The sequence below is a fragment of the Massilia sp. BHUDP2 genome (assembly GCF_046236355.1).
GTDB classification, from domain to species: domain Bacteria; phylum Pseudomonadota; class Gammaproteobacteria; order Burkholderiales; family Burkholderiaceae_D; genus Telluria; species Telluria varians.
Genome location: NZ_JBJUVW010000003.1, coordinates 1,014,771 through 1,028,071 on the forward strand (window position 1 = coordinate 1,014,771; position 13,301 = coordinate 1,028,071).

A 13,301-nucleotide genomic window follows, 5' to 3' on the forward strand; every position below is an offset into this window, starting at 1 on the left:
TGCAGCGAACAGCCCAACTTTGAGCCTGCTGAGCAGGATTAGTTCACTTCGTTTGTGGCGGAATCGGTTCTTAAGAGAGGTGGAAGAAGGGCGCCGCGAAAGGCGGTATGATCGGGTTATTGCCCTGTCCGCCCTAGCCGATCCGACCATGCTCCAGACACCTTCCAGCTTCACGCCGCTGTTCGCGCCACGTCCCGACCCTGCACCCCTGAGCTTCCTGTTCCACGGCGGCCGCCTGCTGGTGCGCGAGCATGACCTGGCGCTGCCCGACGCCGCCACGCTCGACCGGCTGGAGATGGACCGTGCCCGCCTGCAGCCGCTCGGCCTGTACGGCGAGCGCTATTGCGAGACGGGCTGGTTCGACAGCGAACCGGCGCTGCCGCCGGGCTATGCCCTGCGCGGCCTGCGCTCGCTGTTCGCGGACATGGACGAGGCCTTGCTGGGCCTGGCGGCGCGCGCCGCCCAGGTGGCGGAATGGGCGCGCACCCACCGCTTCTGCGGCGCCTGCGGCAGCGGCACCGTGCTGGCGGCCGGCGAACGCTGCTACAAGTGCGTGCAGTGCGGGCACATGGCCTACCCGCGCATCTCGCCGGCGATGATGGTCCTGATCAGGAAGGGCGACAGCGTGCTGCTGGCGATGCACATCGCCTCGCCGACCAAGCGCTTCGTGCCGCTGGCCGGTTTCCTGGAGGCGGGCGAGTCGGTGGAAGAGGCGATCCACCGCGAGGTCTACGAGGAGGTGGGGCTGCGGGTGCAGAACCTGCGCTACTTCGCGAGCCAGTCCTGGCCCTTCCCGCATTCGCTGATGCTGGCCTTTACGGCCGACTACCTGGATGGCGAGATCCGCCTCGACACCTCGGAGATCTCGGAGGCGCGCTGGTTCGGGCCGGACGACGAATGGCCCGAACGGGTGCCGCACATTTCAGTGTCGAGCGTCCTGGTGGATTCGCACCGCCCGCCAGGGCGCTAGCGCTCAGGACTGCGCCGGCGCATTCTCCGTGCGTACGACAACCTGAGGTTGCGGCTGCGGCTTGGCCCCGGTGCCGCGCAGCTGCACCGCGCGCTGCAGCAGGTCGAACCAGAACGGGGCGCCGAACAGCGTGGTGCCGGCAGTGATCAGCCAGCCGGCCACCTGCAGGGCAAAAGCGCTGTCGAGCCGCGGCGGGAAGCTGCTCCAGCCGATCGGCATCGCCCACAGCTGGCGCAATGCCTCGGCGTCGAGCGCGCTCGGGGCGGCCTTGATCTGCGCAGCCAGGGCCGGGTTCTGCCACAGGGTCTGGAACAGGTGGATGCTGTCGATGTTCAGCAGGATGGTGAGCAGCAGGGCCAGCAGGAAGGAAATCAGGAGCTGGCGCCGTTTGTAGACGCCGGACAGGCGCTCCATGGCGCTGTTGAACCAGCCGGCGATGCCTTCCTGGAAGCGTCCTAGGTCCCCGCTGGACTGGCGGTACAGGGCCAGCAGCACGCGCTTGACCTGTTCGTCGGGCAGGGCTTCGATTGCCGCCTGCAGCGGGATGGCCGGATTGCTGCGCAGCGAATCGAGCAGTGCGATCGCGAAGTGCGCCGGTTCGATGTAGGATGGCCGCACCGACAGCTTGCGCCGGGCGGTGGTGCTGCCGTGCGGATTGACCAGCGGATGGTCGTACAGGCTTTGCGCCAGCGCCTCGCAGCGCGGGTCGTCCAGCATGCGCTTGACCGCGTCCAGCAGCATGTTGGCGCGCAGGCTGAAGGCCGCCGCCAGCGCTTCCTGCAAGGTACTGACGACCAGCGCCAGGGTGCCGTAGCAAAACGTCAGGCCGATGGCGACTTCGAGGACCGTGCTGCCGAACATGGCGATCTCCCAGGACTGGAACCGCCTTCCACGCTACCGCTGTTGTGCGCGGTGACATTAACTTTGCTCAATAAACCGGCAGCCGCCGGAACCCTTCCCGCATTTTCTATATACTTGCGGCAATCGATTTTTTAAGGTTCACCATGTCTGACAAAGAAGCTTTCACCGAACACGACTGGCGCCGCCTGCTGACCAGCCTGGGCGAGGATCCGGACCGTCCGGGCCTGCAGGAAACGCCGCACCGCGTGGCGAAGGCCTGGAAACACTGGACCTCGGGCTATGACCAGGATCCCGTCGAAGTGCTCAAGGCCTTCGAGGATGGCGCCGAGGAATACAACGAACTGATCGTGGTGCGCGGCATCCCGGTCTACAGCCATTGCGAGCACCACCTGGCGCCCTTCTTCGGCAAGGCCACGGTCGGCTACCTGCCGAACGGGAAGATCGTCGGCCTCTCCAAGCTCACCCGCCTGGTCGACATCTTCTCGAAGCGCCTGCAGGTGCAGGAGCGCATGACGATCCAGATCGCCAACGCGCTGATGGAAGTGCTGGAACCGAAGGCGGTGGGCGTGGTCGTCAAGTGCCGCCACATGTGCATGGAAAGCCGCGGCATCCGCGCCATCGGCGAAGAGACCATCACCTCGGCCCTGCTCGGTGAACTGCAACCGAACCTGGCTTTGCGTACCGAGTTCCTGGCGCTGGCACGCGACTAGGACTAAGCTGTAAAGGCGGGCCGCCGGGCCCGCCTTGGAACCTGTTCCGGATCGCCGGCCTCCAAGTGATTTTCGGAGGGCGCGCCATGGATCGTCCGGCATTTCCCAGCGACATTTCTCGCGAACAGTTCGAGCCCGTGCGCGGCATGCTGGAAGCGGCGCGCCGCAAGACCCGCCCCCGCAAGCACGACCTGTACGACGTGTTCTGTGCCGTCCTCTATTTCCTCCACACCGGCGCCACCTGGCGCAGCATGCCGGCGGGCTTTCCGCCCTGGCGTACCGTGCACGAATACTTCACCCAGTGGACCATGCTGCGCGATGGCGACCGCACCCTGCTCGAAAGCGTGCTCGAGAAATCGGGGCGCGAGATGGAACTGGCACAGCTGAGGCGCCTGCTCCACCGCCATTGAGCTGAAGCAGTCGCACGCGACATTGTCGGGGAATTGTCACAATCTGTTGCACTTCTTGAAAAGTGCGTCAGCCGGGCTCCGCTAAGCTACAGGAAAGCTTATCAATATTTTATCTTCGAGCCGGCGCCATGTTCGAGCACCTCAACCTGATCCTGTTCTCCACCCTCAACGCCCAGGCCGGCCTGACCGGCTGGCAGTTGATGGCTGCCATCTTCGCCGCGCAGTGGCTGATCTTCGTGATGCCGCTGTCGCTCGTCATGCTGTGGCTCGGCGGCGGGCCGGGGCGCGAGGTCGCGCTGCGCGCCTTCATCGCGGCCGGCTGTGCGCTCACGTTGAACGCGCTGATCGGCCATTTCTGGTACAGCCCGCGGCCCTTCGTCGCCGAAGTCGGCCAGACCTTCCTGTTGCACGCGCCGGACAGCTCCTTCCCGAGCGACCATGCCACCAGCATCTTCTCGGTGGCCCTGGTGCTGGCGTTCAGCCGGGTGCAGGAAGCGCGCCGCGTCGGCTGGATGCTGCTGCCGCTGGCGCTGGTCGTGGCCTGGTCGCGCGTCTACCTGGGCGTGCACTGGCCGAAGGACATGGCGGGAGCGCTCCTGATGTCGGCGTCGATGGCCTTGCTGGTGCAGACGGCGGCCGTGCGCGCGGCAAGCGCTCACTTGCTGCCGGTGGTGGAAAACCTGTACCGCCGCGTGCTGGCGGTGCCGATCGGACGCGGCTGGCTGCGTCCTTGACGATATCGATGATGACCGGGTAGGGCGGCGCGGCCGGCAACGACCTGGTCGCCACCTGCGTCGGGCGAGGGATCCAACGCACGCAGGACGCGTGGACGGTTTCCTGCGCCGGCCGCGCTTTCCTACGCTTATTGTTCCGCAGGAGTACCGGCAGCGGCGGCGGCCTCGAAGACCAGCTTGTCGTGCTCGTCGAGGTGGAAGCTGCCCAGCGCCTGGCCGGTCACCGCATTCGCTTCCGGCGCTTCCAGTTCGGTACAACCCTGGGTTTCCACCTGCCAGACATCCTCGCCCGAGCGCAGCGTGTACACGTCCGGTCCGCTCGCGAACAGCTCGATCTCCAGCCCCGACAGCGACACCTTGCCCAGCTCCAGCTGGCGCTGGCAGTCCGGCATGCGGGCGACGATGAGGCGCAGCGTCGCCTCCTTGCTCCAGAAATAATCCTGCAGCACGCGCACGCTGAGCGCATGCTCCTTGCCCGCGATCGGGTAGCTGGCCGAATCGTTGACGCAGCCGGCCAGCAGCAGCGGTGCAAGAAGTGCGGGGAGCAGGTAGAAGGGCTTGCGCATGGCGGTTCCGTGGTCAGATGATGCGTGAAGGCATTGCCTGACGGAGTATAGAAGCGGCATGGGGCGGGCGCAACCGCGCGTGCCCTCCCGCCCGTTCAGAATCGGTACCCAGGGTGAGCGACGCGACGGTATGGCGCGGCACCGATAGCGGCGCGTGGAACTCGGCGCTGCGGCGGATGGCCCGCAGTTGCGTGAACCAGGGGCCGTGTTCGCGGCCGCGGGTGCCGGGAAAATCCAGCCGCAGCCCGGCACTCAGCTCACCGACCCAGCGCCGCGGCTTCACGCCGGGGTCGTCCTTCCACGGCCAAGTAACTCCTGTCGCACCGAAAGATGCTTTGGACCTTCCTGACGATGTTATTGAAGCCGCTTTCACTCAAACGGAACATAAGTTGTATAGCATCCTCTGATGCCTACGGCTACTATGGCACGGCAAGATTTGCTTTGGGGCCAGAAGGTTTTGGTTTTAAACTTTTCTTTGATTTTTCCGGAAAAGGCAAAAACAAGCCCTGCGATACTAATGCAGATTCGACTTGCGTCTTAAATGGTTCCATCCGCCTATATGCTCTCCAAGACAAATCCATTTGATATTTCATGGATTTTCTTATTTCAGCGTGAATATGAATCGAATTCCTTGCCTCATAAAATTCTATTAATTCCGCACAAAGAGCGTCGTCAATCAATCCAATATCTCTTGCGCATTCAGCTTTTTTATCAAAACGAATTTTTGAGGTTTTAATTTTTTTGATTGATTCTCTCGTAACGATAATTGGGCTGCCTCCATGAGTTAAATGCTTTTTTAGGAGTTCCATTTTGGCTGAAGGTATTGAAACATCTGTTCTGCCTGACTGTCGCTGCAAGGCTATTACACGACTGTCGGTTGCAAAGTCAACAAATAAGATATGATGAATAATGGCTTCGTATATCGAAGCATAAGAAAAAACTTGTGCTCGTACTTGAGCTCGAAGCATCCATTTGGTGACAGACAATCCTTCGAGGATTTTATACAGGCATCGGGTTGAAATAAACTCTTCTGCTAGGCGTGCTGCCAATTTTTGGTCGGATATAAATCTGAAGAAATCTTTGTGCCATTCTTCATCTGCGATGTCTCGAGTCACATAAGAAATTATTTCATCTTTAATTCTTTTATCGAACGGCAAAATCAGTGTCCTTTAGTAAGAGTTTATAACAAAAATTCGAAGATTGCAGGTCGAATAAGGTAAGGAAGGTGATATCAAGTTGTCGATTCCGATTGCTGCGATTCAACATGCTACTAGGATGTGCTGCAAAGATTGTCTGGCCAGGACCGCTATCGGCCCACACCGGCCGTGGGCTCAGGTTAGCAGGTTGTGACGAAGAAAAAGTCACACACTTTCACTACAAATCCTCGTTCCAAGCGGAAGATTTCTCAATCCTAGGCCGCTTTTTCTCACCTCTCGCATCGTGACGTTGATAATTTGTCCACGAAAGTGGGCCAAGGTTACGTCTGGTTCTTCTCTTATCTATAGGGCACAGATTCGCTTCGATGAAACATTTATTCTCAGTAGTATTGCAAAAAGACTGTTACCTCTTAAGGCAATCGCTTCCCCGCTAAGAACAGGGATGTAACAGTTACTATGTAGGATGACAGGCTGCGGCAAGATGGCGGCCAAGATCACCTTGCGCGCGAGCGACCTGCCCCGACAACCTGTCCGGTGCTGTGCAGCCCATCGAACAGCCGGTGCCGCAGGGCATTGTCGCGACCAAGATCCGCAACAACAAGGGAAGCCGCGATGTCAGTAAGCGGTCGGCTGGGCCCAGAAGTTCGCGCGCATCAACCGCGAAGTGATGATGCACAACGTGATCTGCGCGATGCGCGATGCGCGAGGTGATCCCGAAACCCTTCGAGACGCACGTGGAGGCAGTCAATTGCCACCACAATTATGTGCAGAAGGAGAAGCACTTCGGCAAGGACGTGTTCGTCACTCGCAAGGGTGCGGTGTCGGCGCGCGAAGGCGAGCTCGGCATCATTCCCGGTTCGATGGGCGCCAAGAGTTTTATTGTGCGCGGCAAGGGCAACCCGGAAAGTTTCAACAGCTGCAGCCATGGCGCCGGGCGTGTCATGAGCCGCACCGAGGCCAAGCGCCGCTTCACGCGGGCCGACATGGAGCGCGCCACACAAGGGGTGGAATCGCGCAAGGACGAAGGGGTGATCGACGAGATCCCGATGGCCTACAAGGACATCGACGCCGTCATGCATGCGCAGCGCGACCTGGTCGAGGTGGTGCACACCCTGAAACAGGTGGTGTGCGTCAAGGGCTGACGCTTCTGGCGATGTGCAGCAGCTCGGCCGGCGTACCGAACTCACGGTCCGGCGCCACCCGCCGCAGCGCCTCGATCGGCGCATAGCCCCAGCTCACCGCGCCGAAGGCCACCCCGGCCCGGCGCGCGGCGTCGGCGTCCAGGGCCTGGTCGCCCACGTAGAGCGCATGCGCCGCCGGCACCGCCGCGCGCTTGACCACCTTGCGGATGCGCCCGGCCTTGCCGAACATCGACATCCCGCATTCGTAGTGGCCGAACAGGGCGCTCAGGCGCGGGCCCAGCACCAGGCGCACGTTCTGCTCCGAGTTCGAGGACACGATCGCCAGCCGCACGCCTTCGCGGTCCAGCGTGTGCAGCACCTCGCCGATGCCGTCGAACAGCGGGATGCGCGCCGCGTTCTCGCGCATCAGCCCGATGAAGCTGCGCGAGGCAAGCGGCAGCTTCCATGCCGGCATGCCGACGTGACGCATGATCGTGCGGGTATCGTGGTGGCGCAGCTGCTGGGCTTCCTCCGCGGCGATGCGGCGAAAGCCGAGCTCGTCGGCGATCTGGTTGAACACGCTGATGAAGAAGGGGAAGGAATCGGCCAGCGTGCCGTCGAAATCGAAGATGGCGAGACGGTAGGACATGGGCGACAATCTTCAGGCGGTGCCGCCGTTGGCGCGCAGCACCTGGCCGTTGACCCAGCCCGATTCCTCGCTCACCAGGAAGGACACGATGCGCGCGATATCGCCCGGCTCGCCCAGCCGCTCAAGCGGCGGCAGCTTTGCAAAGTGGTCGATCTGCTCCTGCGTCTTCCCCGAGAAGAACAGCTCGGTGGCAACCGGCCCGGGCGCCACGGTGTTGACGCGAATGCGGCGTCCGCGCAGCTCCTTGGCGAACACCGCGCCCATCGCCTCCACCGCGGCCTTGCTGGCGCTGTAGATGGCGTAGCCGGGCAGCTTCATCGCCAGCACGGTGGTGGAGAAATTCACGATGCGCCCGCCATCGTTCAGGCGCCGCGCCGCCTCGCGCAGGGTGTTGAAGGTGCCCTGCACGTTGACGCCGAAGGTCTGGGCGAACAACTCGTCGGAAGTATCGGCCAGCGGCATGGTCTTGAGCACGCCGGCATTGTTGACCAGCACGTCCACCTTGCCCAACTCGCGCTCGGCGGCGTCGAACAGCGCGCGCACTTCCTCCGGGTTCGCCACGTCGGCCTTCACCGCGATCGCCTTGTGGCCGCAGGCGTGCAGGGTGGCGACCACGCGCTTGGCCTCGGCCTCGTTGCTGGCGTAGTTGATGACCACCTGGTAGCCGTCCTCGGCCAGCCGCTGGGCCAGGGCGGCGCCGATGCCGCGCGAGGCGCCGGTGACGATCGCGACTTGTTGAGCGTCCATGTTCATGCATCCTCCTGTCGGTGAGTGATGCTCCCATGATGAACTATTATTCTCCCCTCAACAATCAGGCCTGCAGCGCCTGCGCCATGCTGTGTTCGCGCGTATAAACGCCGACCGCTTTGCCGACGATCTCGGTGTCCGCTTCATACTGCAAGCCAAGGCGCCTGGCAACGCGCAGCGACGATTCATTGCCTGAGGCGATGAGCGCCCGGACTTTCGGTTCGCGCCGGACCTCGAGCGCATGGTGCAAGGCCGCCGCCGCCGCTTCGTTCGCGAATCCCCGGCCCCAGAAAGCACGATAGGTGTTCCAGCCAAGCTCCATCACGGTGGAGTCCTCGCGAAAGAAGGCGCCGACACTCCCGACGAGCCGGCCCGTCTGCTTTTCCTCGACAGCCCACCAGCCGGCGCCATGGATGAGCCATAGTCCTGCTTGCGAACAGAAGATTCGCCACGCTGCATGGCGGTCGGCCGGGACCAGGTGGGCCGCGCTGACCGGGTCGGCCAGGTGCGCTGCGAATACGTCGAAGTCTTCCCGCCGGTATTCACGAAGCCTGAGGCGTTCCGTGTGAAGGCCTGGAACAGAAGTGATGAACTCGCTATTCATGCGCCAGCCTTGTCAGGCGGCGATCGCCGTCTCGTCGGTGCCCGCGATCGCCAGGTGGCGGTTCACCGCCGACAGCACCGCGCGGAACGAGGCCGTCACGATATTGCTGTCGATGCCCACGCCGAACAGGGTCTGGCCGCTGCCCACGCGCAGTTCGACGTAGCAGGCGGCGCGCGCATCGGCGCCGTGGCCGATCGCATGCTCGTGGTAGTCCATCACGCGGATGTCCAGGCCCAGCGCGTTCACGAAGGCGTCGATCGGGCCGTTGCCCTTGCCCTGCATGGCCTGCGGCGCATGGTGGCGCGTCAGGTCCAGCGCGATCTCGACGCCGTGCGCGCTGTCCTCCGTCATGCGGTGCGCCACGTACTGCCAGGGGCTGTCCTGTTCCAGGTATTCGCTTGCGAACAGCGCGTGGATGCTTGCTGCGGCGATTTCGCGGCCGGTCGAATCGGCCACGCGCTGCACCGCGCGCGAGAACTCGATCTGCAGGCGGCGCGGCAGCTCCAGGCCGTATTCCTGCTGCAGCAGGTAGGCCATGCCGCCCTTGCCGGACTGGCTGTTGACGCGGATGACGGCGTCGTAGCTGCGTCCCAGGTCGGCCGGGTCGATCGGCAGGTAGGGCACTTCCCAGATCGCATCTGCCTTCTGCACGGCGAAGCCCTTCTTGATGGCGTCCTGGTGCGAGCCGGAGAAGGCGGTGAAGACCAGGTCGCCCGCATACGGATGGCGCGGGTGCACCGGCAGCTGGTTGCATTCCTCCACCAGCTGGCGCACCGCGTCGATGTCGGAGAAATCCAGGCCCGGGTCGATGCCCTGGGTGTAGAGGTTCATCGCCAGCGTCACCAGGTCGACGTTGCCGGTACGCTCGCCGTTGCCGAACAGGCAGCCCTCGACGCGGTCGGCGCCTGCCATCACGGCCAGCTCGGCCGCCGCCACGGCGGTGCCGCGGTCGTTATGCGGGTGCACGCTGATGACCAGGGCTTCGCGGCGCTCCAGGTGGCGGCACATCCACTCGATCTGGTCGGCGTAGACGTTGGGCGTGCTCGCTTCCACGGTGGAGGGCAGGTTGACGATCATCTTGTTCTCGATCGTCGGCTGCCACACATTGCTGACGGCATCCACGATCTGCTTGGCAAAGTCCAGCTCGGTGGTGGAGAAGGATTCCGGCGAGTACTCGAGGCCCCACTGGGTCTGCGGATGCGCGGCCACCAGTTCCTTGATCAGCTGCGTGCCCTTGACCGCGATCTGCACGATCTCCTCGCGTTCCATGCCGAACACCACGCGGCGGAACACCGGCGCCACCGAGTTGTAGACGTGGACGATGGCGCGCTTGGCGCCGGCGGCGGATTCCACCGTGCGGCGGATCAGCTCCTCGCGCGCCTGGGTCAGCACGATGATGGTGACGTCGTCCGGGATGCGCTTTTCCTCGACCAGCATGCGCACGAAGTCGAAGTCGGTCTGCGATGCGGACGGGAAGCCGACCTCGATCTCCTTGATGCCGATTTTGACGAGCATCTCGAAAAAGCGCAGCTTCTTCTCCGGGCTCATCGGCTCGATCAGGGCCTGGTTACCGTCGCGCAGGTCGGTGCTCATCCAGACCGGCGGGCGGGTGATGGAGCGGCTGGGCCACTGGCGGTCGGCCAGCTGGACGGCGGGGAAAGGACGGTATTTGGCGGCGGGGTTCTTCAGCATTTCGTTTGCTCCTGATGCGGTGACACGACGAGCCCATGGGGGCGGTGGTGTGGCGGCAGGCTGCCGGACGGGCCACGAACGCTAGGCCCGGCAACCGGTCAGTAGCTTTAGCAGGAGACGAAACTGTGCGCGCGAGCCGACTGCCAGCGTGATGCCGGTGGCGGAGAACGACGGGGTGTGGAACGGAATCTTGGACATCGGTACAACTTTCCTTGACTGCTTGCAGGCCGGCGGAGGCGCCGGGACGTACGGCGTGGATTACGCGCGTAGTAGCAGGGCTGCCAGCGATAGCGCGCCGGCGGCAGGTAGGGAAGTCGACAGATGCAGGTGGAAGGACATGCGATCCACTCTACGAGAGGAATGGATCGCATGTCAAGCAAAAAATGCTGCGCTGCGGAAGTGTTTACAGTTTCTCGAGCAGCGCCGGCAGTTCCTTCATGAAGGCGTCGCGCACGCGCAGGCCGGCACGGGGGCCGCTCTCGCCCTGCGCATCCTGCACCAGGCGCGCGAACACGACCGTGCGTCCGCCGTCGACGGCCCAGCCCACCAGCCAGCCATGCGGCGGCGAGCCCGGTTCCGACCCGGTGCCGGTCTTCGCATACACGTCCCAGCCGTTGCGCAGCCGCGCATGGCGCATGAGGGCCGCCGTCATGTCGAAGGCCCTGGCGGACACCGGCAGCGTGCGGTTGACCAGCTTGCGCAGGAACACCGCCTGCTCGTCGGCCGAGATCTTCAGCGAGCTGCCCAGCCAGGCCTGGGTCAGCCCGTCGTTCCTGCCCGGATTGCCGGAGGCGTCGCGGTTGCCGTAGTCGAAGCGGTCGATATAGGACTGGAAGCGCTCCGCGCCGAGCCGGGTCGTGACCTGCTGCGAATACCAGACCACCGAATGCTTCATCCACGCGGCCGGGCTTGTCGTGGTGCGCCATTCCGGCAGCCAGTCGACGTAGCCTTCGCGGAAGGGCAGCTGCGGCGTGGCCGTATCGACCAGGATGCCGCTGTCGTAGCCCATCAGGCTGATCGCCACCTTGAAGGTCGAGGCGGGCGTCACGCGCTGCTCGCACTGGCCTTCGCGCACCAGGGCCTTGCCGGTCGCGGCATCGACCAGAAGCGTGCAGCTGATTGCCGCCTGGCCTGCGCCCGGCAGCGCCACACCGGCCAGCAGGGCCAGCGCCATCAGGTATTTCATGTTTGTTGCGCCTCCATCAAAGTGGGCAGTATAGCAACCGGGCAATATTTGAACAGGCCACTTTTCTGCAGCGTAGCGCCATCGCTGGTATACTGGCGGTCTGTCGTCGAAGCAGCGCTTCAGACTTCCCTCGGTTTCGTATCTGCAACATCGCGCTACGCCGCCGCCCAAGCCTCCGCTCCTGCGTTTCCATGTGCAGGCTGCGCGCTTCCCTCTCTCCACCCTGGCCCCCGGTCTGGCCAGCATCAGCACCAACGCCGCCGCACTTCGCTGGTCGGCGCGACCGACGTTTCATCGACCCGTGCGCCGCGCGGGCCGTCAACAGCATAAGGAGCTAGCATGGCAAAAGAAGAACTGATCGAAATGAATGGACTGGTGTCCGAAATCCTGCCCGAAATGCGTTTCCGCGTTGAGCTCGACAACGGCCACAAGCTGATCGCCTACACCTCGGGCCGCATGAAGAAGAACCACATCCGCATCCTGGCAGGCGACCGTGTCACGCTGGAAATGTCGCCGTACGATCTGAACAAGGCACGGATCACTTTCCGCCACATCGAAAACCGTGGTCCTTCAGGTCCGCGTCCGGCGCCGCGCCGCCGCTGATCCTGCTCAAGCCTGTGTGACGCAGGCGTGCGCTTCCCGGGGACGGGAAGCGCGCATACTTCGCTTCCGTAGCTGACCACGGGAGCACGCAATGGAAGCATTTCTGCTTTTCCTGGCCGATGGGTTCACAAGAGCATCGCCCCTTGCCATCGTCGCCTATACCCTGCTGGCCACGCACGTCACCATCGTGGCCGTCACCGTCTACCTGCACCGCCACCAGGCGCACCGCGCCCTGTCCCTGCATCCCCTGCTTGCCCATTTCTTCCGCTTCTGGCTGTGGCTGACCACCGGCATGGTCACGCGCGAATGGGTGGCCATCCATCGCCGCCACCATGCGCACTGCGAACGCGAGGGCGACCCGCACAGCCCGCGCCAGGTGGGCCTGCGCACGGTGCTGCTGCGCGGCGCCGAACTCTACCGCACCGCCAGCCATGACCGGGAAGCCATCGCACGCTACGCGGCCGGCTGCCCGGACGACGCCATCGAACGCCGCCTGTACAGCCGCTTCACCTGGCAGGGCGTGGGCCTGCTGCTGGTGATCGACGTGCTGCTGTTCGGCGTGATCGGCCTGTCGGTGTGGGGCATCCAGATGCTGTGGATTCCGGTGCTGGCGGCGGGCGTGATCAACGGTGCCGGCCACGCCGTCGGCTACCGCAATTTCGACTGCCAGGAAGCGGCGACCAACATCCTCCCGTTTGGCGTGCTGATCGGCGGCGAAGAGCTGCACAACAACCACCACACCTTCGCCACCTCGGCCAAGCTGTCGGTGAAGTGGTACGAATTCGACATCGGCTGGATGTACATCCGGCTGCTGGAATGGCTGCGCCTCGCAAAGGCGCGACCGCTGCCGGCGCCGCCCGGCATCCGCTACCGCCATGCGAAGGTCGATACGGCCACCCTGCGCGCCGTGCTGGCCAACCGCGCGCGGGTGATGGCGGCACTGAATGCACGGCTCAGGCCGGTATGGCGGCGCGAATTGCGCGGCCTCGCGCTGGGCGCCGGCCTGGACCGGAAGGCGGCGCTGCGTCTGCTGAGCCGCGACCCCGGTTACCTGAATGGCGACGAGCAGGGCAGGCTGGGCCGGCTGCTGGCGGCCAGCGAGTGCCTAGGGCGGGTGCAGGCGCTGCGCGAGCAGCTGGCGCAACTGTGGCAGCGCTCGCTGGCGAGCGAGGAGCAGCTGATGGAAGCGCTCAGCAGCTGGTGCGCGAAGGCGGCGGCGGACAGCTGCGCGCAGGTGCGCTCGTTTGCGGCCGAGCTGCGCGGGTATGCCTAGGTTTCAACGGTGCTGGCA

14 protein-coding genes and 2 pseudogenes are annotated in these 13,301 nt (G+C 63.9%); 7 read left to right on the forward strand and 9 right to left on the reverse strand.

Translation table 11 applies throughout. The features are described from left to right. The first annotated feature begins 148 nt into the window (after window positions 1–148). Entirely contained in the window at window positions 149–970 is an 822-nt protein-coding gene (gene nudC, locus ACK6C6_RS21310; RefSeq protein WP_409269141.1) for an NAD(+) diphosphatase, read from the forward strand. 3 nt (window positions 971–973) lie between these two features. Here the strand turns inward: nudC and ACK6C6_RS21315 are convergent, their stop codons facing one another. Next, window positions 974–1,831: a hypothetical protein gene (locus ACK6C6_RS21315; RefSeq protein ID WP_409269142.1), complete on the reverse strand. Its 858-nt coding sequence runs from the start codon at window positions 1,829–1,831 to the stop codon at window positions 974–976. A 143-nt stretch (window positions 1,832–1,974) separates the two neighbouring features. Here ACK6C6_RS21315 and folE point away from each other — a divergent pair, with 143 nt between their 5' ends. From folE to ACK6C6_RS21330, 3 genes and pseudogenes are all read left to right on the forward strand, one after another. Further along, window positions 1,975–2,541, forward strand: a complete 567-nt coding sequence (gene folE / locus ACK6C6_RS21320) for a GTP cyclohydrolase I FolE (protein WP_027867092.1) — start codon at window positions 1,975–1,977, stop codon at window positions 2,539–2,541. Window positions 2,542–2,627: 86 nt separating this feature from the next. Further along, window positions 2,628–2,903: pseudogene (locus ACK6C6_RS21325) on the forward strand (transposase); the annotation flags it as partial. A gap of 176 nt (window positions 2,904–3,079) precedes the next feature. Then, window positions 3,080–3,685: a phosphatase PAP2 family protein gene (locus ACK6C6_RS21330; RefSeq protein ID WP_209589742.1), complete on the forward strand. Its 606-nt coding sequence runs from the start codon at window positions 3,080–3,082 to the stop codon at window positions 3,683–3,685. A 128-nt stretch (window positions 3,686–3,813) separates the two neighbouring features. On the opposite strand, the gene ACK6C6_RS21335 is transcribed toward ACK6C6_RS21330, so the two are convergent. From ACK6C6_RS21335 to ACK6C6_RS21345, 3 genes are all read right to left on the reverse strand, one after another. After that, window positions 3,814–4,251, reverse strand: coding sequence for a hypothetical protein (locus ACK6C6_RS21335; protein ID WP_285381029.1), 438 nt, complete (start codon window positions 4,249–4,251; stop codon window positions 3,814–3,816). A 13-nt stretch (window positions 4,252–4,264) separates the two neighbouring features. Further along, the gene (locus ACK6C6_RS21340; protein WP_409269143.1) at window positions 4,265–4,534 is read right to left on the reverse strand and encodes a hypothetical protein; all 270 of its coding nucleotides are present in this window, start codon (window positions 4,532–4,534) and stop codon (window positions 4,265–4,267) included. A 136-nt stretch (window positions 4,535–4,670) separates the two neighbouring features. Continuing rightward, window positions 4,671–5,408, reverse strand: coding sequence for a hypothetical protein (locus ACK6C6_RS21345; RefSeq protein WP_409269144.1), 738 nt, complete (start codon window positions 5,406–5,408; stop codon window positions 4,671–4,673). A gap of 622 nt (window positions 5,409–6,030) precedes the next feature. Here ACK6C6_RS21345 and ACK6C6_RS21350 point away from each other — a divergent pair. Continuing rightward, window positions 6,031–6,550, forward strand: a pseudogene (locus ACK6C6_RS21350) (RtcB family protein); the annotation flags it as partial. Here the strand turns inward: ACK6C6_RS21350 and ACK6C6_RS21355 are convergent. The 5 genes from ACK6C6_RS21355 to blaOXA all read right to left on the reverse strand — a co-directional run bounded on the left by ACK6C6_RS21355 (window position 6,540) and on the right by blaOXA (window position 11,407). Further along, window positions 6,540–7,178 (reverse strand): HAD hydrolase-like protein, encoded by a 639-nt coding sequence (locus ACK6C6_RS21355; RefSeq protein ID WP_209589739.1) that lies wholly within the window; start codon window positions 7,176–7,178, stop codon window positions 6,540–6,542. The pseudogene ACK6C6_RS21350 and the gene ACK6C6_RS21355 sit on opposite strands and share 11 nt — an antisense overlap. Before the next feature lie 12 nt (window positions 7,179–7,190). Then, complete coding sequence (locus ACK6C6_RS21360; RefSeq protein ID WP_409269145.1) at window positions 7,191–7,931, reverse strand: SDR family oxidoreductase; 741 nt, start codon at window positions 7,929–7,931, stop codon at window positions 7,191–7,193. A 58-nt stretch (window positions 7,932–7,989) separates the two neighbouring features. Continuing rightward, the gene (locus tag ACK6C6_RS21365) at window positions 7,990–8,529 is read right to left on the reverse strand and encodes a GNAT family N-acetyltransferase (RefSeq protein WP_409269147.1); all 540 of its coding nucleotides are present in this window, start codon (window positions 8,527–8,529) and stop codon (window positions 7,990–7,992) included. 12 nt (window positions 8,530–8,541) lie between these two features. Next, the gene (gene leuA / locus ACK6C6_RS21370) at window positions 8,542–10,221 is read right to left on the reverse strand and encodes a 2-isopropylmalate synthase (RefSeq protein ID WP_209589736.1); all 1,680 of its coding nucleotides are present in this window, start codon (window positions 10,219–10,221) and stop codon (window positions 8,542–8,544) included. Between the two features lie 403 nt (window positions 10,222–10,624). Further along, complete coding sequence (gene blaOXA, locus ACK6C6_RS21375) at window positions 10,625–11,407, reverse strand: class D beta-lactamase (protein WP_409269148.1); 783 nt, start codon at window positions 11,405–11,407, stop codon at window positions 10,625–10,627. A 339-nt stretch (window positions 11,408–11,746) separates the two neighbouring features. On the opposite strand from blaOXA, the gene infA reads away from it, so the two are divergent. After that, entirely contained in the window at window positions 11,747–12,010 is a 264-nt protein-coding gene (infA, locus tag ACK6C6_RS21380; RefSeq protein WP_027867080.1) for a translation initiation factor IF-1, read from the forward strand. Window positions 12,011–12,101: 91 nt separating this feature from the next. Next, on the forward strand, window positions 12,102–13,283 hold the full coding sequence (locus ACK6C6_RS21385) for a fatty acid desaturase (RefSeq protein ID WP_409269150.1): 1,182 nt from the start codon (window positions 12,102–12,104) through the stop codon (window positions 13,281–13,283). The last annotated feature ends 18 nt before the right edge of the window (window positions 13,284–13,301 follow it).